Origin of the sequence: Nostoc sp. S13 (genome assembly GCF_029379315.1) — a bacterium.
GTDB lineage: Bacteria > Cyanobacteriota > Cyanobacteriia > Cyanobacteriales > Nostocaceae > Nostoc.
This window is the reverse complement of sequence record NZ_JAQYWQ010000020.1, coordinates 39,131-60,862: the sequence shown is the minus strand read 5'-3', so window position 1 is coordinate 60,862 and position 21,732 is coordinate 39,131. Positions and strand designations below refer to the sequence as shown.

The following is a 21,732-nucleotide window of genomic DNA, read 5'->3' as shown; positions in this document are numbered from 1 at the left end:
AAAAACCACAAATAAAGGTTTTCAGACACTCTTTACGGCAAGAATTAAGAATTTGTAGGATAGTGGGATTGGTTCATATTTTTTATGATAGTCGGTATATGGAACGGATACTATCGTTGTCGATGCCAACGTTCCGAACATCTGAAATTATTAGGGCTTGATTACTTGCAGAAATTTGAACTGGCCAGCCTTTATAATTTGCTTCTGAATAAAAATTCCAAACACCTTGATAAATTACCAATGCGGTAGTTCGGTTAGCAGCACCACCTAGATCAGGTGTGAAATGTCTGTAGCATATATTGTTGCACCATTAAAGTTAACATTGTCGTAAAGTTCTACAGCAGCCATAATTTCCATCCTACGAAAAAATTATTGAATCTCAAGCTTCTTGTTTTTCTGGCTTTTTGCTTTTCTATAAACTATATTAGTTTGAATTTTATGTATAGAAAATCTATAGAACTAATGTTTTTTCAGATAAACGTCATATAAAAACTCATCCTAAACGTAACCGTTCAGGAGGTACAAAAACGATACTATGTGTATCTGCGTAGGCGTAAGCCCGCCGTAGGCATCGCTTGTTCAATTGCCTTTAAAAAATTGTCCACTTGTCCACTATAGAGTTACTAGAAATTTAGCTTATTCTTTCAGATAAAGAGTATTAATTATGGCAAGATACAAACGCAATTTCCGTATTCTTAGCAAGGCTGAGATCCGCCTATCATCAAATTTATCAGTTTTACTCTAGATGTAGGAGAAAGTTTAACGGTTAAAGATTATACTGATAAAATTGAAAGTCATCGTCAATCTCTGGAAGCCTAAGCTATAAGATGCTTGCACAAATGTGAGAATTGATGAAAAAATTGATCCGCGAGAGCCGAATCTGGTATTCTCGTTTCGCAAGGGACGCACGAGGAAATCAGTGAAAGTTTTAGTTGTAGGTAATGGTGGGCGCGAACATGCTCTGGCATGGAAACTGTTGCAATCTAAACAAATTCAGCAAGTTGTTTGTGTACCAGGGAATGGGGGCACAGCAAGTTTGGAACGTTGCCAGAACTTGCCCTTAGCAGTAGATGATTTTGAGGGCATGAGCCGATATGCTTTAGAACATGGCATAACTCTGGTAATAGTTGGGCCAGAAGTCCCCTTGGCGAAAGGAATCACAGATTATCTCCAAGACAAAGGATTGATGGTATTTGGCCCAGTCAGAGCCGGAGCGCAAATTGAAGCGAGTAAAGCTTGGGCAAAAGCCCTGATGCAAGAAGCAGGGATTCCAACGGCACGGGCTGCGGTATTTACGGAAGCAGCAGCAGCAAAATTCTATGTGAGAGGTACGGGAGCGCCAATTGTCGTCAAAGCTGATGGCTTGGCGGCTGGTAAGGGTGTAACGGTGGCTGAAACAATTGAACAGGCAGAAAATGCCGTTGATGCAATTTTTCAGGGACAGTTTGGCAGTGCTGGTAAATTTGTTGTCATTGAAGAATGTTTAATTGGGCAAGAGGTGTCAGTTTTAGCGTTGACGGATGGGTTAACAATTCGACCATTGCTGCCAGCTCAAGATCATAAGCGGATTGGTGACGGCGATACAGGGGAAAATACTGGCGGGATGGGAGCCTATGCTCCAGCACCCATCGCTACGCCTTCTTTGATGGCACGCATTCAAACAGAAGTCTTAGAAAAGGTGATCGCAACCTTACGAGCTAAAGGCATTGACTACCGAGGTGTGTTGTATGCTGGGTTAATGATTGCACCCGATGGCGACTTGAAAGTTTTAGAATTTAACTGTCGCTTTGGCGATCCTGAAACCCAGGTGATTTTGCCACTGTTAGCAACACCTTTAGAAGAGTTGCTTCTAGCTTGTGTACAACAGCGATTAAGTGAATTGCCGCCCATTGCTTGGAAAGAGGGAGCATCTGCCACCGTCGTTGCAGCTTCTGGGGGTTATCCCGGAGAATATGAGAAAGGCCAGGTGATTACTGGCATTGGTGAGGCAGAGGCAACAGGAGCAACTGTATTTCATGCAGGTACGAAGTCGAACCAGCAACAACAAGTATTGACAGATGGCGGTCGAGTATTAAATGTGACTGGAATTGGAGAAAATTTTCAGCAAGCGATCGCCCAAGCCTACGCAGGGATCAAATATATTCAGTTTGAGGGGATATATTACCGGAGAGATATTGGACATAGAGTGGTAAGTGGGAAGCAGGGGGAGTAAACCCGATAAGCATACTAAATTTACACTGTTTCAATTCAAGGCAGACAACAGATGTATAGACTCTTGATGCGATCGGTAAACTACAAGATTTTATCGCTTTGGCTCCAGATGCGCGTGAGGTTAGGAAAGCGTAGACTTTATATTACTTTTCAGAGATATAGATTTTCAGTTGAATGCTTTCTTTCAAGCGGCTAAGGTAAGCTAGCAGCGCATAAATAAAAATCACAATTCCGACCATTTCCATAAACTCTTCAACAATTATGCCAATTAACGTTATTAGGGTGCGTCGCCCAAAGTCTACTCTCAAAAGTCCACCCACCATTTCCATACCTAAACCTCCACCCACATAAACAACTGCGGCAATCAGAAATAAATACCGAGTCTTTAAAGGGAGATGGAGCAAAAATTTGAAATATTTAAATGCAAAAACTCCCACTAAAACAGCACCAGGGATAACCCAGGTTTGGAAAAAGATAGGATTGAGATGAAGCGATTCTCGCACTGACGGAATGATCAAAATCTCGTGAAAACTAAATGCTTCATCCAAACTCAAATAGAAAAATATCCTAGATAGAGTTTTCCAGTAAGAAAAATAGCGGTCTTCCGTTTTAATAACAGTAATTACTTTAAGTAATCCCGAACAAAATAATAGAGAGAATACGGAATACCAGGCAGGAATATTGAATTCTCCATCTAGGCTAAATAGTTCGTAAAACCATTTGGTAGCTGGGAAGGGAAACTTCGAGAGCCAGAAATAGCCACTTAGAACGCCTGCTAAAGTGAGGCACATAACTGTGACACTTAAACGTTGAGCAATTGTTTTAGCACTGAGATGAATTGGTAACTCCACACTATTGATTGATAGTTGTTGCATACAAATATTGAGCTAATTTTCTCTATGTTGAACAATTAATAGGAAATTATCTCATATAGGCAAATAATATGAGCGAACTGTTATAGAACTTTCACTACGGAAAACCCTAGAGCATCGATTCAGGAATCAAAAACCTAACCCCCCCAGCTTTTCCCTACTAGCGTTGGGGGAGCCAAACTCCCTTCTGTTTTAGAAATTATCTCGTTTATCTCGTTAAGAGTCTCCAACTGGGAATGCCCGTCTTTGAGGCTCCACCTCCCTGACTGGCGCCTCTGCCGCCAGGAATAGTATTTCCAGCCAGAGGCTCTTAACGAGGTTTTAAAGGAGTTTGGGCTTAAGTTGACACCAATGGCGAAACGCCCACCCCACAATAAGTAGTTGAGTATTTTTTTATTTTAGGACTTACGCACAAGAGATCCCCCAACCCCCTTAAAAAGGGGGCTTTTAAAGTTCCCCCCTTTTTAAGGGGAGCCAGCGCTGTGGGCGGGTTTCCCGACTTGAGGCGACTGGCGTGGGTTAGGGGGGATCTAGGTTTCAGGTTTTGAGTGCATAAGTCCTGTATTTGTCAGTCCCTTATCCAGAATCCTTGTAGAGACGTAGCACTACTACGTCTCTACATTCTTTTTCTTGATTCTCCCTAACCCTGCCGTTCCGTAACGCCTTTTTCTTTTGTCATGTCTTAACAAGGGTCTGTTGTGGGCACTATAATCCCAAGCCGAATACATCAGTTAGCAGCCAGAAAATTTTTTGGCAGCAAGTTTTTTATTTACAACTACAGTATCGACCTATGGCAGATAGTTTTAGACGTGATCTTTTTGTTTCTCGATCTCACTTATACACTGAGTTGACTTTGGGATGTTTACAGATTCAATTAGGAGTAATCTGTAGCGTAGGTATTTGGGCACAATCAGAACTTAAGTTACAAGCTGCTCAAACATATCAGACTTGGAAATCACCTTCAGAATTGGCCGAAGGAGTGGCCAAAGTAAATCCTGAGTCAGCAGAGCAATACTTAAAACTTAGAACTCATACAGATGTCAGAGCGGCGGCTTGGGGGAATAGCGTAGCGTTAGCGAGTCCGCGTTTGCCCTCTGGCTTTGCCAAGCAAGAAAGCAAACTGAACTTTGGTGACTTAGAATTTTCAATGCCGTTTCCCAATCGATTAAAGCCAAGACCTGTTTTGATGGCGGCACCGGAAAACTTCAATCCTGAGCTGCGATTACCGCCTGTGTTACCCGTACCGCCAGCGTTGCCCAAACCACCGCAGAATTCTAGCTCACCAACAACTTCCACCGAACCAGGAACGCCGGATGCAGTTTTGGAAAGTATTTATACGGATTATCGCTATGACACAGACAACTTTGGCCAAACCAATTTTTTCCTTGAACCAACAGTTCAGTTTCGATTGAGTAATGGCAATAAAATATTTTTCAAGACAGGTTTTAACTTCTTTGAGCAACGCGGTATTGAATCAATTACTAATTTTCCCTTACAAGTTGGATGGCAAGGAAAAATTGGGCAAGTGACTCTGCAAACAGCAGTCGGAGTCGATGTGTTCAATCGTTTACCCACAGCTATTAATCTCAATGCTAAGGTGGAAGCTCCCATTTCGCCGCCGCAAGTGTCGCCATCAGGTCGATTGCTATCGGTAGTAGTAGTATCAGGTAATTTAGAACAAGGCCCTTATAAATCCAATGCCCAAACTTTAGGCAATCAAATTACTGCTTGGCGATTTGGGCCTGATTTATACTGGCAAATTGACCGTAACATCAGCTTGTTTTCGTCATTACGTTTGGGTAGTTACAACGATGGTAATTCCGAGGTGCAGTCTTTTAGTAGATTAGAGCGCAAGTTTGGACAATTTTCGCTGGCAGCTAACTTATTCAGTTGGAGTTACGATCGCAATTTAGAACGCACAAGTGGCTATTTTTCTCCACCAGATTTCCTAGTTTATAACGCTGAGGTGGCTTGGGAGGGAGATATTGCTAATTTCTTACGCTGTCGCTTTGCTGCCAACTTAGGACAGCAGCGACTTCAAGGAAAATTTGACAACGCTAATACCTATCAAACGCGCTGCACGATAAAGCTGTCGCCCAATATAGAAGCAGACTTGGGCTATACCTTTAGTAATGTTCGCAATCAAGATACAGGGGAAAGTGCCTACAGTGGCAATTCTTTGACAGGACAGTTGCGGGTCAAATTTTAAGAGTCAGTTAATAATTCGTAATGACGCTCTCTACGAGACGCGCAAGGGACAATGAGTCCCTCTCCGTGGCGAAGACAGTAATTCGTAATTTTCAATTCTGTAGCAACAACTTCAGCCGGAGATAATACCAATTTTAAAAATGATGCCGATAAATGAATTCACATCAAGACGATTCCCAATCCAAAATCTAAAATCTAAAATCCAAAATGGTATGAGGCTGAAGAATGAAAGCGCCATTACCTGATAACGAAATACAGCGAATCCAATCTCTTTTGCAGTATAAGATCCTTGATACTCCTTCGGAAGCTGCCTTTGACGACCTCACCCGTTTAGCCTCATATATTTGTGGAACTCCTATTGCTTTAATCAGTTTAATTGATAGCGATCGCCAGTGGTTTAAGTCAAAAGTTGGTTTGAATGCCCTACAAACACCCCGAAATATCTCATTCTGCGCCCATACTATTATGCAACCTGAAGTTTTTGTTGTGCCTAATGCCACAGAAGACGAAAGGTTTGCGACAAATCCATTTGTCACCTCTGACGCGAATGTTCGGTTTTATGCTGCTGTACCGCTAATTAACCCTGAAGGATATGCACTAGGAACTCTTTGTGTAGTTGACCATATACCAAGAGACCTCTCTCCAGAACAAGTTGAAGCATTACGAATACTAGGTCGCCAGGTAATCAAGCAACTAGAAATGCGGCGCAACTTAGCAAGTTTCGTATTGGCGAGTGATACACGCAAACAGACAGAGAAAATACGCAAACAATTTTTTAAAAGAGTAGCTGCGGGATTTGGGTTGGCGTTGGCAATTTTAATCCTGATTGGCACGTTCTTCTATCAGAGTACGGGAGTGTTGATTAATACTAATAAAAAGTTGCATAACACCCAACTGACAATCAACAACTTGCAAGAACTGCTGTCTAATATCAAAGATACGGAAACGGAACAACGCGGTTATATACTCACTAGGCAGAATGCGTATCTAAAACCATATCAGACAGCAATTGCCAAATTTGCTCCCGAAATTAAGCAGTTAAGAAAATTAACAGCAAATGATCCTCAGCAACTGAGTCAACTCAATACCCTTGAATCCCTGATCACAGTAAAGCTGAACGAACTGAAAAAAACTATCGACTTGCGCCAGAATTTAGGATTAGATGCTGCACTGGAGGTAATGAATACAAATCAGAGAAATAACTTAATGAGTGATATCCGCAATATCATTCGTGAGATGAAAAACAAAGAGACGGAAGAATTTCAGCAGCAGTTAAAAATCACAAAAATTAGTGCCGACAATACTCTTTTGACACTTGCGATCGCTATTGTCCTAAATTTTCTGATTCTTTTCATAGTCTACTACTTCATTTATCGTCAGGTAAAACAGCGTAAATTAACAGAGGAGACACTGAGCAAAGAACGCAAATTTATCTCAGCAGTTCTTGATACAGCCAGCACTTTGGTAATAGTTGTTGACACACAAGGGCAAATTATTCGCTTCAATCAAGCTTGTGAACAAACAACTGGTTACTCATTTGATGAGGTGAGAGGAAGGCATTTCTGGAATTTGTTTCTACTTCCAGAAGATATTGGGCGGGTTAAAGCAGTTTTTGAGGAGTTGCGATTTAGTGAAGCGCCCAACGAATACGAAAACTATTGGGTAACTAAAGATGGCAATCGACGGCTGATTGCCTGGGCTAACACTTTTTTGCAAGACGATCAGGGCGAAGTTGAATATATTATTGGCACTGGTATTGACATCAGCGATGTCTACGAAGAGCTTCGCTTACGCAAACGAGCTGAACAGCATCTTAAAGCAGAGTATTCTACAACGCGCATCTTAGCAGAGTCAACTACAATCAACGAAGCCATGCCCCAAATCATGCAAGGAATCTGCGAAAGTTTGGGATGGGATTTAAGTGAATTTTGGATGGTAGATCAGCAAGTAAATCTACTAAGTTTGCTAAATTCATGGTATAAAATCTCCTTTGAGATGCAAGAATTTGACATCCTAAGTCGGCAAACCACCTTTCCACCAGGAATTGGGCTGCCTGGTCGTGTCTGGGCTAGTGCTGAACCTGTTTGGATCGCTGATGTTGTTAAAGATCAGAATTTCGTCCGCTCTCAAATCGCTGCTCAAGCAGAACTGCACGGAGCTTTCGGTTTTCCGATCCGTAGTGGTCAAAAAGTCCTCGGTGTTATTACCTGCTTTAGCCATCAGATCCAGCAACCTGACCCAGATTTGGCAAAAGTCATGAATTCTATTAGTGAGCAGGTAGGGCAGTTTATTGAGCGCAAGCAGGCAGAAGAAGAACTCAAACGCCAAAATTTGCGATCGCAACTATTTACTGAAATCACCCTGAAGATTCGTCAATCTTTGCAAATCAAAGAAATTTTCCAAATCACTGTTACGGAGGTACAAAAAATTCTCCATAGCGATCGAGTTTTGATTTATCAACCTTTGGCAGATGGATCTGGAAGCACCGTGGTGGAGGCAGTAATATCTAGTTGGCTGGCAATCAAAGATAAAAAGCTCACCAATGCTTACTTTCAAGCAGAATACATAGAGCAGTACTATCTACAGCAATACCGTCAAAAACAGAATCTGGCGCTTGGTGACTTGGACATAGTTGAAGTCCAAAAAAGCCAAATGGAATTACTGCAAGAATTTGGAGTCAAATCGAATTTAATCATACCCCTTCTTGTCAAAGAAGAACTTTGCGGTTTGCTGATTGTCCATCAGTGTGGCAGTTACCGCCACTGGTCTAGCTTTGAAACTCATCTTTTACGGCAAATAGCTGACCAAGTTGGTATTGCCTTAGCCCAAGCCCAAATGTTAAACGCCGAAACTGAACAGCGACGAGAACTCGAAATTGCCCGTCAGCAAGCTGAATTAGCTTCTCAAACCAAAAGTGCTTTTTTGGCCAACATGAGCCATGAAATCAGAACTCCGATGAATGCTGTGTTGGGGATGACAAGCTTAATGTTAGAAACTCCGCTCAACTCGGAGCAACGAGATTTTATCGAAACAATTCGCATTAGTGGAGACGCTCTCTTAAGCCTGATCAACGAAATTTTGGATTTGTCCAAACTTGAGGCTGGGGAAATGGCACTAGAAACTCTAGATTTTGACTTATCTAGCTCTGTGGAAGAGGTGTTGGAATTATTGGCTCCCTCAGCCCATAAAAAGGGATTAGAAATTGCAGCGTTGATCTATAACAACGTCCCCACTCACCTTCAAGGCGATGCTGGCCGCCTGCGGCAAATTCTCATGAACTTGATCACCAATGCGATCAAGTTCACCAGCAATGGAGAGGTAGTACTACGAGCCGAATTGCGTTCAGAAAATTCTACTACAGCCACCATTTATTTTGCGCTCACAGATACCGGTCTTGGCATTACCCCTGAAGACCAATGCAAACTCTTTACGCCATTTACCCAAGTAGATGCTTCCACCACCCGCAAATATGGTGGCACAGGTTTGGGATTAGCCATCTGCAAACAACTGGTGAGCTTGATGGGGGGAAAAATTGGCGTAGAAAGTCGTTTGGGGAAAGGATCTAAGTTTTGGTTTGAAGTAACTCTCGCCAAGCAACTTTACCCTATTTCCTCACAAGGCGAAGGCCAACTTTTGCTCAATCGCCGCTTGTTAGTAGTAGATGATAATGCTACTAATCGCAAAATCATCTATCATCAAGCTACCCGTTGGGGGATGCTGGTGGATCAGGCTGTTTCGGCTACTACTGCCCTGAAAGTTATTCAGGAGTCTGCCAACCAAAAAAATCTCTATGACATTGCTCTGATTGATATGCAGATGCCAGAAATAGATGGCATGACTTTAGGAGAGCAAATTAAGGCAAATTCAGCGATCGCTGGGCTACCTTTGATTATACTTACCTCTACTAATCAACGGGATGAAATCCAACGGGCGCTAAAAATCGGATTTGCGGCTTATTTGGTCAAACCTGTTAAGCCGTCACGACTTCTCGATACCATCATGACTATTTTAGGAGTGCACCCGGAACAAGAGGAGTCAGAATTTAGGAGTCAAAAGTCAGAAGTCAGAATTCAAGAGTTAGAACTGAAAAATTACGACAACAACAGCAAGGATTATTCTCCTGACTCCCCCAAACTTAGCAGTTCGACTACGCTCACTGCTAAAACTGAGCGAAGCCGAAGTTTTAGAATTCTCTTAGCTGAAGATAATCTGGTGAATCAAAAAGTTGCCTTGAAGCAACTCCAAAGCCTGGGTTACAGTGCTGATGTCGCTGGTAATGGCAAAGAAGTTTTGCAGTTATTGGAAAAAATTCCCTACGATTTAATTCTGATGGATTGCCAAATGCCAGTTCTCGACGGTTTAGAAACCACAAAAGAAATTCATCGTTGGCAAGAAAGCAGCTTTGCTAGCAGTCATCGCCCTGTGGTAATTGCAATGACAGCTAATGCCATGAAAGAAGATCAACAAATGTGTCTAGATGCCGGAATGGACGACTATCTGAGTAAGCCAGTAATTAAAGAAAAATTGGCTGCGGCGCTAGAGCGTTGGAAAAGTGTGATATTCAGGGCAAAAGAAACAGCTGTCCCAGAGCAGACAGTTTCTACCATAGATGCAGGTTCAGTTGACCTCCTAATTGATTGGGAACGTTTGCATCAAATCTCGGAAAATAACCCAGAATTTGAATTAGAACTACTGCAAATATTTGTTGAAGATATTCAACCTCGTCTAGAGGTAGTTAAAATAGCGATCGCATCTCATGATTTTCAGGAACTAGCGCTCCAAGCCCATCAAATTAAAGGTGCTAGTGCCAATATAGGAGCTACAACCATGCACTTGGCAGCAGAAAAACTAGAACAATTTGCTCGTAACCAAGAACGTCGAGGTACTACTAACTTTATCTCAGAGTTAGAAGAGTTTGTTGAACGCATCCAAGAGTTTTTGATTTCTAAAGATAGTAACGCCAAAATCTGAAGAATTAATAATATTTATTAATAAATTACCAGTGACGATTTTTTTTGAGTAAGCACGAAAAATATCTATTTTCCATTTCTCATTACTCATTCCCTATTTTGAAGCTGACTTTTCAGGGCATCTGTAAAATCTCTCTCTAAATCAAAGGAGAGAGACTTAGAATTCTCCCCTGAGAGCGTTGGGAAGCGGGTTAGGTTTTTCGTGGGCTTTTCCACATGACCTGAATTGTCAGATTTTGAAGATAGAACTTGTGAATAAGTGGGAATAATAAATTTGATGTACTAAAAGTAGGTTCGGTGAGTTAGCTGCGTCCTATGCTGAAAATTTTTAGCCTAAGTCTCAATTAAATCCATCACCTGCTATCCCAATTGATTACTAAAAAGTGAGATTTTCCTAATGAGTCAGATGAGTAAAGACGATGTACGAGAACGGCTTGGCAATATCGATCAGATCCGGGATATTATCCTGGGAACACAGGTAAGAGAGTACGAAAATCGATTTAGTAAGCTGGAATCAGATATCTCTCTGTTGCAACAACAGATGCGATCGCAGGTTGATCAACTCAAGTCCAACTTTTCGGGTGAACTAAAGGCAGGGTTTGAGGCGGTGGAGAAAAAGCTGAAGTCACTCAACGTGACAACTCAAGAAGAAACTCTTGACTTACGGCAACAGGTTGATAGACTCAATAAAAAGTTCTCTAACAGCGTTCAGTCGCTTGATGAGACATTAGATAGCCAAACTACCTCGATTCGAGATGAAATCTTTCAGACTAAAGTCCAATTACAAGATGATGTCACGGCATTACGGGATCTGATTTTAGAAGAAATAGATCGACGTTTCTCGCAGTTGACAGACGCTAAAGTTTCTAAAGACGATATGGCTGAAACTTTGTTTGCCTTGGGAATGCGTCTGAAAGAAACTGAATTCATTCCGAAATTGCGAGAAGCAGCCAATGAAGGCAGCGACAAATATACTACTCTACCGTTTCTAGAAACTACAAAGTTGTCAAAAGTGTTAACTCACTCCAACAGTACCGCAGAATTACATTCATAATCAAGTCAAAAAGCCAGCAGAGATCAAGGAGCAGGGGAAGCAGGAGGAGAATAATAACTCCTAACTCCTCTAACTCCTAACTCAGCACGGGCTAAACCCTAGCTATCCGCTAACAGCACTTTTAAATAGTAAAACTTACTGATATGACTCAGGTGGAAAATTCGATTTCTCAATCTGTTGAGTTAAAGCCAGAAATATCTGTACAGCTTGACAATTTATTACATTTACTCGTCGAACTCAAAATTATTGAATCACCTGAGCAATCTTTTTCTTTATTGCCATTAGAAACTAATCATAGTAATGAGTGTATTGCAGAACAAATTGAATTACTGCAACTTCCTCCCGCGACATTAGAAGTATGTGAAGCTTATTTAGAGTCGTCTTTTAATTTTCCTCAACAAATATCTAATTTCTCACAAATTCCTCAAGAAGAATTAGAAAAATCTCTGGAAACATTTGCAACTTTTGAGGAAAACTTAGACAATTCAGAGGATGCATTGCAAAAATTACGGGAGATATTGATCGGATACGAATTAGCAGAAATAAACAATATTACAGCTAAATTTGAACAACAGTTAACAAAAATAGAGCAGCAAATTTACGACCCTAAAGAGCTAATCAATCTACTACTACCGTCGATTTCTGAGCTTTTAAGGCTGACGATTGCGGAGTCGAGAGAGGAAATTGCCCAGGTAATTGCTCCGATTATTGATCAGGCTATTCACAGTCGCACCGAACAGGATAAAAATAGCATGAGTACAGCGATCGCTCCTGTTATTTCCCTAGCTATTTCCCAGCAGATTATTGTTGCTTCAGAAGAAGTTTCAGATGCGATCGCTCCTGTAATAGGACAAGCCATAAAAAAGCAAATTGAAATTGAACAGAATATTGTTGTGGATGCACTCTACCCAATTATTGGTAGTACTATAGCTAAATATATGGGAGAGACAATCAATGCCATTAACAGACAAGTTGAAGAAACCCTCAGCGTTGAAGGCATCATACGTAAAATTCGTGCCAAGTTACAGGGAGTTTCCGAAGCAGAATTAATTCTTAAAGAAGCTCTACCATTTACAATTCAAGCCATTTTCTTGATTCATAAAGCATCTGGTTTAATTATCTCAGATATTCAGCACTCTGATGCAGAGCACCTAGAGGCTGAAATGATTGCAGGAATGCTGACAGCAATTCGCAGTTTTGCCAATGATTGCATTAATCAATCTGGAAGCATGACAGAATTAGACGCAATTGAATATGGAACATCCAAAATAATTTTAGAAGTTGCTGGATACTGTTATTTAGCAATAGTTGTGCAAGGAAAGCCAAGTAAAACTTTTACCTACGAAATGCGGCAAATATTCAGCAAAATCATTAAAAAATATGGTGATTTAATTGAAAAATTTGACGGCGATCAAGATTTAATTCCTATTGAAGTTTATACACTTCTAGAAGATCTGAAAGGTACAGAAATACAGCAGAAAAATAAAAACAAATTATCGCCGCTACTACTATTAGGCTTAACAGTTATCAGCACCATTTTCATTCCTTGGGGTATTTGGCAATACCATAGTGGAGTTATACGTTCCATTGAAAATCAAACTTCGTTGGCTCTAACTTCTACTCCAGAACTAGCCGTATATCGGCTTACGGTGCAGGTAGAACACAAGAAATTAAAATTAACAGGACGATTACCTAATCAACTTCTTCGCCAGAAAGCCGAGGAAATCGTCAAAATAACTTCCCCTAATTGGTTGATTGACAATCAAATTTTATTAGTAGAAGTACCGCCAGACCCTGTATTAGCTGCTGCTGAAGTCAAACGAGTCACAGCAGTTTTAAATCAGACTGACGGTATAGCAATTTCCGCTCAATATATCGCTGATAAAGTAGCTGTGGAAGGTACTGTCAACCGGATTGCAGATGCTCAGATTATTGCTCATGCATTTGAACAAATTCCAGGCGTTAAATCTGTGTCTAGCGTGGTACGAGTACAACCCTTGCGAATTGAAGTTCGATTTTACTTTCAACCCGACTCAGCAAGTTTGATGAAAACGGATTTAATGTCCAAGGTTCAACAGGTAAGTTTTTTCCTGAATCAGCACCCAAATAAGGATTTGAAAATCATTGGTTATACTTATGATCGTACTGGTGCAAATGCGATCGCATCTCAAAAATTGGCACTAGCGCGAGCAAAGGCTGTACAACAAGCACTGATTAAATTAGGTGTTGAGCCATCTCGTCTACAGGTCATTGCTAGGACAAATTTACCACCAGGAATTGATGAAACTCAGCCCTTGTGGTTAAGCCGTTGTGTCATTCTAGAACCGTTAAAAATTAAAAATTGAAAAATAAACAAGCAATTTTAAGTTTATAGTAGCGATGATTCGGATCAGAGGATATTATGTCTACAATCTCTAAAAAAATATGCTTGTTTGGTGATTTTGGTGTTGGCAAAACTAGTCTAATTCGCCAATTTGTCGAGTGTCAATTTAGTGACGAATACCTTTCAACTGTCGGAGTAAAAATCTCCCGAAAATTAGTTAGTTCTTCTAAAGAAGGTTTAGATAATAGGCAGGATTTACAACTGATAATTTGGGATATTGAAGGTAGTAATAAGTTTAAGGCAGTTGCTCAAAATTATTTTCAAGGTTCTAAAGGTGCTGTGATAGTTGGTGATGTGACACAACCAGAAACGCTCAATCATCTCCGGGAGCATATTCAAACTTTTTTAACTGTTAATCCTAAAAGCTATATTGTTGTTGCACTGAACAAATCAGATATGATTGCAGCCGAATATTTAGAAAACATCCGCAAAATGTATCAATTCACTGATCAAGCTAATATACTAGACACATATATAACTTCAGCTAAAACTGGCAATAATGTTAATGAAATATTTCAAGCCTTAGCCACTCGTTTAATTTAGTAAGATGAACTTATTTTTGACAAACTTATTATCTGTATGTCGGATTGAATATTTGATAATTGATGAAAATTTCAAGATTCTGGAGAAGTCTTTAGGACTAAATCATTTTACCGATATTCCTAATGAAGTGAAGCCAGGTCAGGATGCTCGGATTGTATTTCCAGAATTAGAGGGACTTGAAGATATTTTTGATGCAATTCGACAGGGAGAGCAAGATAATTTTGAATTAAAAGGAATTATGCGCTCACAAGATACGGATTCTCCTTTGTATATTGATATTCGGATTACTAATAATATTCAAGAAAATTCTTCTAGCAATCCGCTAATCATTCTTGTAGAAGACTCGACAGAACGGATGGTTCTTGAGCAATCTTTGTTCCAAGGTGCAAATGAAGCAAATCTTTTGCTACGTAACTTAAAGGCTTGTAAAGAATATATTGACCAAATTGTGACATCAATGGCAGACGCGTTGTTGGTGACAACGCTATCAGGAAAGATAAAAAAAATAAATCTAGCCGCACAAATTTTGTTGGAATATGACGAAGTAGATATTCTAGGTCAATCTATAACAAAAATTATTAGAGAAGTCAATAGTTATCCGCCAATAATTGGTGAAAGCATTGATATTTTCCAGCCTCAAAATATAAATACTTTAAAAAAAGAGGTAGAAACCTTTTGCTATACCAAAAGTGGTAAAAAAATTCCCGTAGCTTTTTCATCCTCAATAGTGAAGACAGAAGTTGAACATTTTCAAGGTTATGTTTACATTTTGCGAGACATAACTGAACGGAAGCAGGCAGAGCTTGCGAAACAGGAATTTTTAGCGATGATTAGCCATGAGGTTCGGACTCCGATTTCATCAGTAATTGGTATAGCTAATTTGTTACTAGATAGTGAATTGACTGTTGAACAGAAAAACTTTATTGAAATTATTTACACCAGTGGAGATTCCTTACTCAATATTATTAACGATTTCCTTGACTTCTCCAAAATACAATCGGGCAACTTAGAACTAGAAGAGGAACCTTTTAGTTTGCGAAATTGCATTAATGAAGCTTTTTATTTACTTGCGCCTACAGCTCAAGAAAAAGGTTTAAAACTGACATTTTTAGATACTCCTAAAGTTCCTACTATGATTGTGGGGGATATCACCCGACTGCGCCAAGTCTTAATTAATCTACTCAGTAATGCTATTAAATTTACCGAAACTGGAAGCATAGAAATTTCAGTTATAATCCGCAAGAATAGCGATATTAATCATTCCTCTGCTGCAAATACTGAGGAAATTCAGTTTAGTGTTAAAGATACAGGCATTGGAATTCCAAGCGATCGCTTGGAACGTTTATTTAAAGCCTTCAGTCAAGTTAACTCCTCGATGACTCGACAGTATGGCGGTACTGGGTTAGGTCTTGCCATCTGCAAGCAACTGTGCGAGTTAATGGGTGGCAGAATTTGGGTTGAAAGCGAACTTAATGCAGGTAGTACATTTTACTTTACGATTGCCGCTTCTGTTATTCCAGATGAGTCGGGGAGTCAGGAGAGGTGCCCTGAGCTTGCCGTACCCTTACGGGGAAGCAAGCTACGCGCAGCGTCTTGTAGAGAAGGGTCAGGAGTAGAGAATTCAGAAGTGAAAAATTACGATAACAATGCTAATTATCATTCTCCTGATTCCCATAAATTAAGAATTCTCTTAACTGAAGATAATCTAGTGAATCAGAAAATAGCTTTGAAGCAACTCCAGAGCTTGGGCTACAGTGCTGATGTCGCTGTTAATGGTCAAGAAGCGTTGCAGCTATTAGAAAAAATTCCTTACGATTTGATTTTGATGGATTACCAAATGCCGATTCTCGACGGTTTAGAAACCACAAAAGAAATTTATCGTTGGCAAGAAAGCAGCTTTGCTAGTGGTCGTCGTCCTGTAATAATTGCGATGACAGCTAATGCCATGAAAGAAGACAAACAAATGTGTCTAGATGCCGGAATGGACGACTATCTGAGCAAGCCAGTAATGAAAGAAAAATTGGCTGCGGTGCTAGAGCATTGGGAAAGTATGATATCCAAAGTAAAAGAAACAGCTGCCACAGAGCAGACAATTTCTACAACACATGTAGGTTCAGTTGATCTCCCAATTGATTGGGAACGTTTGCATCAAATCTCGGAAAACAACCTAGAATTTGAATTTGAATTACTGCAAATATTTGTTGAAGATATTCAACCTCGTCTAGAGGTAATGAAAATAGCGATCACAGCTCATGATTTTGAGCAACTAACGCTCCAAGCCCATCAAATTAAAGGTGCTAGTGCCAATATGGGAGCTACAACCATGCATCTGGCAGCACAAAAATTAGAACAACTAGCTGACAATCAAGAGCATCAAGGTGGTACTAACTTCATCTCAGAGTTAGAAGAGTTTGTGAAACGTATCCAAGAGTTTTTAATCAGGAGTCAGGAGTCAGAATTGTGAATGTTGCAGTAATTTTAATAAGATTTACTAATAAATAAACAGTAACGATTATCAACTGTTGGCTCATAACTCAACTTGTCAGCAATGGCGGACATGATTTTTAAACCACGACCGCGCTCTTGCTCATTCTCCTCAAATTCAGACGTTTGTTGCAATTGCTGCTCTAAATCAAAGGCTTCACCTTCAGACCAAATCCGAATTTCTATGTATTCATCTAACCGCACAGCTTCTATCTCAATCGGAGTTTCAATGGGTAAATTTCTATGGGCATGTTCAACAATGTTAGTAAAGCCTTCCATCAAAAGTGTTTGACATTGCCACCAAATTTTTTTATCGGCAATAGGTGGTTGATTCATTTGCTCGAACCAAGACAACACTTGAGGCGACGCTGTTAGGTCTGTGTTGACTTTGAGATAAATTTTATTTTTCACTTCTTAACCAATAAAATATTTTGAGTTCATCATATTCGGTAATTAATTTATTTAATTTGAGTATTTTCACTATACATTCTCAACTAAATTGCATATAACTTAAATTAAAGCAACTATTTACTTAATAAACTGTAATCTATGTTTAAAATTCTGGTTATTGATGATGACCCGATAGTGCGAACAGTACTGAAAAGAACACTCCAAAATCAGGGTTATGATACCAGTGTAGCTAGCAATGGCCAGGAAGGAATTGCACAAGCACAATTACTACATCCTGCTCTGATTATCTGTGACTGGATGATGTCCCAGCTAGATGGGTTAGAAGTGTGTCGTCGAATTAGGGCAGATATAGAGTTGGCAACTACTTTTTTTATTCTATTGACGGCTAGGGGAGCGGCTCCAGGAGAAGAGGAAGATAGAGTTAGGGGACTTGACGCTGGAGCGGATGAGTTTATCTCTAAACCAATAGAGATGAATGAATTGAAAGCACGGGTAAGAGCAGGATTAAGGTTACACCAGCTGAATCAGGATTTACAAAGTCAAAAGCAAGCTTTGGAGACACTCAATCAGAATTTGCAAACCCAAAAGCAAATTTTGGAAGCAGAATTGGTTGAGGCAGCTGATTATGTGCGATCGCTTTTACCCTCGCCGCTTGTCGGAGCAGTAACTACAGAAAGTCTATTTATTCCCTCAGCACAGTTAGGGGGTGATTGCTTCGATCATCATTGGATTGACGAGGATAATTTAGCAATTTATTTGTTAGATGTATCAGGTCATGGGGTGGGTTCAGCCCTCCTATCTGTATCTGTACTTAATGTTTTGCGATCGCAATCTCTACCGAACACTAACTTTTGTGAACCAAGTGAAGTCCTCAAAGCCCTAAATCACGCCTTCCAAATGAGAAAGCACGGTGATAAATACTTCACAATCTGGTATGGAGTTTATCACCCCCTTAAACGTCAACTCATTTATGCCAACGCTGGACATCCACCAGCTTTACTGTTATCTAATACCTCTACGAACAGTATTCAAGTTAAACAGCTAACTTCTTTAGATTTACCAATTGGCTTTTTACCTGAAGTCAAATTTGAGGATGCTGTTTTTGAAATTGAAGAAAACAGCACTTTATATATCTTTAGTGATGGTACTTATGAAATTAATCAGCCAGATGGTCAAATTTGGGGTATTGATGCTTTCATTGACTTACTAACCGAATATAGCCTGAAAGATACGTGTAACCTAAATCAACTATTAGCGAAGATTCACACTTTAAATGCTCAAGACAATCTGGATGATGACTTATCTTTAGTAAAAGTTAAGTTTGGTTAGTTTAGTCAAATGTACATATTGATTTTTGTGTTATTTAGCAGCTTACTGTGTTGCCAATACTTGACGATTGAATTCATCCTGGTCAGCAAAGGTTTTAAAAATTCTATCCATTTTAGTCAGTTCAAACAACATTCTGACTTGATCGCTGATCGAACAGACAAAAAGTTTACCATTAGCAGCTCGTACGATTTGCATTGCGGAGACTAAAGCACCTAAGCCAGAGCTATCAATAAACTTTACTTCTTTAAGATCAAGCAGCAAAATATCGGCTCCATTGTCCACAACGTTGCTAACTTCACGACGTAGTTCATTACCTCTAATCCCATCTAAAATCCCAGATATTTCTAGTACTTTTACACTCAAATTCATGGTTTTTATTTTCCGATTATTTGGCTTGAAAACTATATCTTTCTATTTTGGCATTGATCTAATGTAAACCGCAATAGATATAGCAATAAACTACTGCAATTAGTTTTGTTTTATTGCTTGGTGATTACTATTATTTGCTATTGCAGTAAAGAAACTAGCATCAACCCATTGTCGAGAAATCTCAAAAGCTTCAAAATAACCATCTTTTTGACCTAATTCTCGTGCCCAAAAACGTGAGATAATAAGTATTGCATCTAGTTGCATAAATGCTTTGCTTGCCTCTGATTCATAACAACCAATAGCTGCGACTTTTTCCTCAATTACAGAGGTAATATCTACAAAAAAGTTTGGTTCAAAACCACGCAAAAAAACAGGTGGTGCTGAATACCATAAGGGTATGTTTTTGCGGGTAGCAACATTAGAAACTGCGATCGCACACACTTCATGATCTCTATGTCCATATTTTTCAGGTTGTGGTGCATGAGTAATAATCAGATCCGGTTGCCAACGCCCAATAGATTCTTCAGCAACTTTAATCACTGCTTGTGTGGAGAAATTGCACTCCTCAAGTGCATGAAACTCGTAAGTTGCACCGATGATTTTACCAGCTGCATCTGCTTCTTGATGACGTGTACCCTTAATAGGCGAACTAGAAAGACCACCATCAGTCAAAATTAAGCAACGAACATTCCATCCTGCCTTAGACATCAGACTGAGAGTACCAGCAGCAGGTAGGACTTCATCATCAGCGTGAGCATAAATTGTTAAGACAGTTCGCTGACTAAAGTTTTTTAAGTCTGAATAAGTGCTCATAGCTGTTTTCTTTCTAGATTGCATTTATGAATAAAAAGTTAGGAGTTCTTCGTCATCCCCCCATCATCGCGTCCTCTTTCGGCGGCTGCCAAACAGATGCACGGATGATAGCCGACAAAAGTAACAAGTTATAGATAGCCCATGCACCATTGATTAAGTGAATCAAAGGATTATTTAGATTACCAATTGCAAAGCGGTAAAGGCTCCATAATATTCCTAAAATAGTCAGCAAAAAGATAAGTAGTTGAGGCCAAACTAGTTGGAGATATACTCCAGATTGTCGCTGCTTAGGTGTTACTTGGAATTTGAGTTTGCTACCAAAAAACACACTTAAGACGGCTTGAATAAACAAGGGAAATAAAGCGATCGCATATTGTTCAGCTCGCCAAATTTCTCTAGCTGGAATGCCCCAAGTCGCTACAATAAAAGTTAAGCGGTTGATAATAAAAGCTGGAAAAAAGTGGAGGGCAAAATCAGAGCCGTAGGTTTTAACTGGAACGATGTCTGTGAAAAAATAGATGATTGGACAAGAGATAAAAACCAGAGTAGCAAAACCAGAGAAATAGCTATACATAGTTTTAAAATAGTGCAATCTTTGCCAAAAGGTTAGCCCTGGTTTTGTTAGTGGATTTTCTCTCAGTAATACTTGGATAGTTCCTTGTGCCCAGCGTAGCCGCTGTTTCAGAGTAGAACTCAGGTCATCTGGCGCTAAACCTTCTGCCAGAAGTTCATGGTGATAAATAGATTTCCATCCAGCACCATGTAGACGCATGGCTGTATTCATATCTTCCGTAATACTATTACTCGATATCCCACCAATTAAATGAAATTCATTTAAACTTTTTTCATCTTTGGCATACTCATCAGCAAAATATTGTAGTCCGACACTAATCAATGCCTCACGCCTTAATATTGCATCTGTTCCTGTATAAAAAGCCGCATTCATGCCATCCTTACCTTGTTGGAGTGGCCCATAAAATAAATGTGCTTGATGCCCAAACGGATCGCCTGGAGGAATGTTGTAAAAATCCTGGGGTGTCTGTACAAAAGCAATTTTATTCGGCTCATATTTACCTGTGAAAAGATTATAGGTGTAGAAATAAGGCAGAACTCGCTTGAGAAATTGTGGTTTGGGAATATGGTCAGCATCTAGGGTAAGAATAAACTGTCCTAAAGTTTCTCCAGAAAAAATCGCGTAATTGAGATTACCCGCTTTAGCGTGGTGGGCTACACCAGATTGTTTGGGACGAGCAATGTAGCGAAAACGAGCAAGTTCAACTAGTTCCAGTTCTTTCTTGCGAATAGCTTCTTTTAAGGCTTTGCGTTCGGTAATTAAGCGATCGCGTAGCGTCTTTACAGGAGAATCGCTTATACTTTGGTCAGCCGGAGATAACCAAAGTATAAGCGATCGCAGACTTTGCACAAATTCGGTAACTGGTTCTGATGATGATGATGCTTGCAGCCATTGTTCTGCGGCTTGAGTATTAGGTGTCAGATTTTCCAGTTGCTTCAAACGGTCCAACAAATAAGAGTGTTCTGCATCAATCCGCTCCGCCTCTAGCTGTAGTTTTGGTGACTGCAAATCCTCAATACACAATCTTTCTGTCATCGCTCGCATAGCAGCCGAGTTGCCATCATCCAGCACAAAAACCCGTAACTTTGTTGGCGGATAATCCATTACCAGAGCAGCTTTGGCAGTTTCTTCGACAATTTCTGGTGGTTCGTTGTAGCATGTTACAAACACATCTACTGTTGGCCAGTCTGATCTGGGTAGAAGCGGGGTCATCTGGTCGATAGACTTAATCTGTCGGACTAAAGGACGCCATAACCCAATTACAAACATCAGTCCGCCGAAATAACTATAAATTTCCGCTATCAGCAAAGGAATCGAGATCCAGAGCGCATCAAAATTGATGGAATGGGTAATGCGCCATTGCAAATACCAGATCCCAAAAATTAAATTTATTTCTGCCAAATAGCGAAATAACAGCGTTCTTTTTTTGAGTGCTGAACGACTGTTGCCGGAAAAGTTTGAGGAATTATCGCTAATAGAAATTGAAGTCATCTTAGTACCAGTAATTAATC

The 21,732-nt window shown here is 40.0% G+C and carries 13 protein-coding genes; 8 read left to right on the top strand and 5 right to left on the bottom strand.

Annotated elements, in window-relative coordinates:
* Positions 1-919: 919 nt before the first annotated feature.
* Positions 920-2,212 carry a phosphoribosylamine--glycine ligase gene (purD, locus tag PUQ00_RS09555; protein ID WP_300415504.1) on the top strand — a complete coding sequence of 431 codons (1,293 nt, stop codon included), beginning with the start codon at positions 920-922 and terminating at the stop codon, positions 2,210-2,212.
* A gap of 142 nt (positions 2,213-2,354) precedes the next feature.
* Here purD and PUQ00_RS09550 read toward each other — a convergent pair whose 3' ends face one another.
* The gene (locus PUQ00_RS09550; RefSeq protein WP_300415502.1) at positions 2,355-3,086 is read right to left on the bottom strand and encodes a hypothetical protein; all 732 of its coding nucleotides are present in this window, start codon (positions 3,084-3,086) and stop codon (positions 2,355-2,357) included.
* Between the two features lie 787 nt (positions 3,087-3,873).
* On the opposite strand from PUQ00_RS09550, the gene PUQ00_RS09545 reads away from it, so the two are divergent.
* The 6 genes from PUQ00_RS09545 to PUQ00_RS09520 all read left to right on the top strand — a co-directional run bounded on the left by PUQ00_RS09545 (position 3,874) and on the right by PUQ00_RS09520 (position 16,705).
* The gene (locus PUQ00_RS09545; protein WP_300415476.1) at positions 3,874-5,292 is read left to right on the top strand and encodes a hypothetical protein; all 1,419 of its coding nucleotides are present in this window, start codon (positions 3,874-3,876) and stop codon (positions 5,290-5,292) included.
* Between the two features lie 224 nt (positions 5,293-5,516).
* Positions 5,517-10,262, top strand: a complete 4,746-nt coding sequence (locus PUQ00_RS09540; RefSeq protein WP_300415474.1) for a GAF domain-containing protein — start codon at positions 5,517-5,519, stop codon at positions 10,260-10,262.
* Positions 10,263-10,667: 405 nt separating this feature from the next.
* Complete coding sequence (locus tag PUQ00_RS09535) at positions 10,668-11,315, top strand: hypothetical protein (RefSeq protein WP_300415472.1); 648 nt, start codon at positions 10,668-10,670, stop codon at positions 11,313-11,315.
* Positions 11,316-11,458: 143 nt separating this feature from the next.
* Positions 11,459-13,660, top strand: coding sequence for an OmpA family protein (locus tag PUQ00_RS09530; protein WP_300415470.1), 2,202 nt, complete (start codon positions 11,459-11,461; stop codon positions 13,658-13,660).
* 56 nt (positions 13,661-13,716) lie between these two features.
* The gene (locus PUQ00_RS09525; RefSeq protein ID WP_300415468.1) at positions 13,717-14,241 is read left to right on the top strand and encodes a Rab family GTPase; all 525 of its coding nucleotides are present in this window, start codon (positions 13,717-13,719) and stop codon (positions 14,239-14,241) included.
* Between the two features lie 16 nt (positions 14,242-14,257).
* Entirely contained in the window at positions 14,258-16,705 is a 2,448-nt protein-coding gene (locus PUQ00_RS09520; RefSeq protein WP_300415466.1) for an ATP-binding protein, read from the top strand.
* A 14-nt stretch (positions 16,706-16,719) separates the two neighbouring features.
* Here PUQ00_RS09520 and PUQ00_RS09515 read toward each other — a convergent pair whose 3' ends face one another.
* On the bottom strand, positions 16,720-17,136 hold the full coding sequence (locus PUQ00_RS09515; RefSeq protein WP_300415464.1) for an anti-sigma regulatory factor: 417 nt from the start codon (positions 17,134-17,136) through the stop codon (positions 16,720-16,722).
* A gap of 138 nt (positions 17,137-17,274) precedes the next feature.
* Here PUQ00_RS09515 and PUQ00_RS09510 point away from each other — a divergent pair, with 138 nt between their 5' ends.
* Entirely contained in the window at positions 17,275-18,465 is a 1,191-nt protein-coding gene (locus tag PUQ00_RS09510; RefSeq protein WP_300415462.1) for a SpoIIE family protein phosphatase, read from the top strand.
* Positions 18,466-18,507: 42 nt separating this feature from the next.
* On the opposite strand, the gene PUQ00_RS09505 is transcribed toward PUQ00_RS09510, so the two are convergent.
* The 3 genes from PUQ00_RS09505 to PUQ00_RS09495 form a co-directional block, all read right to left on the bottom strand.
* The gene (locus PUQ00_RS09505; RefSeq protein ID WP_300415460.1) at positions 18,508-18,834 is read right to left on the bottom strand and encodes an STAS domain-containing protein; all 327 of its coding nucleotides are present in this window, start codon (positions 18,832-18,834) and stop codon (positions 18,508-18,510) included.
* A gap of 99 nt (positions 18,835-18,933) precedes the next feature.
* Positions 18,934-19,647: a PIG-L deacetylase family protein gene (locus PUQ00_RS09500; RefSeq protein ID WP_300415458.1), complete on the bottom strand. Its 714-nt coding sequence runs from the start codon at positions 19,645-19,647 to the stop codon at positions 18,934-18,936.
* 52 nt (positions 19,648-19,699) lie between these two features.
* A complete protein-coding gene (locus PUQ00_RS09495) occupies positions 19,700-21,712 on the bottom strand; it encodes a glycosyltransferase family 2 protein (protein ID WP_300415456.1) in 2,013 nt (670 codons plus the stop codon).
* Between the last annotated feature and the right edge of the window lie 20 nt (positions 21,713-21,732).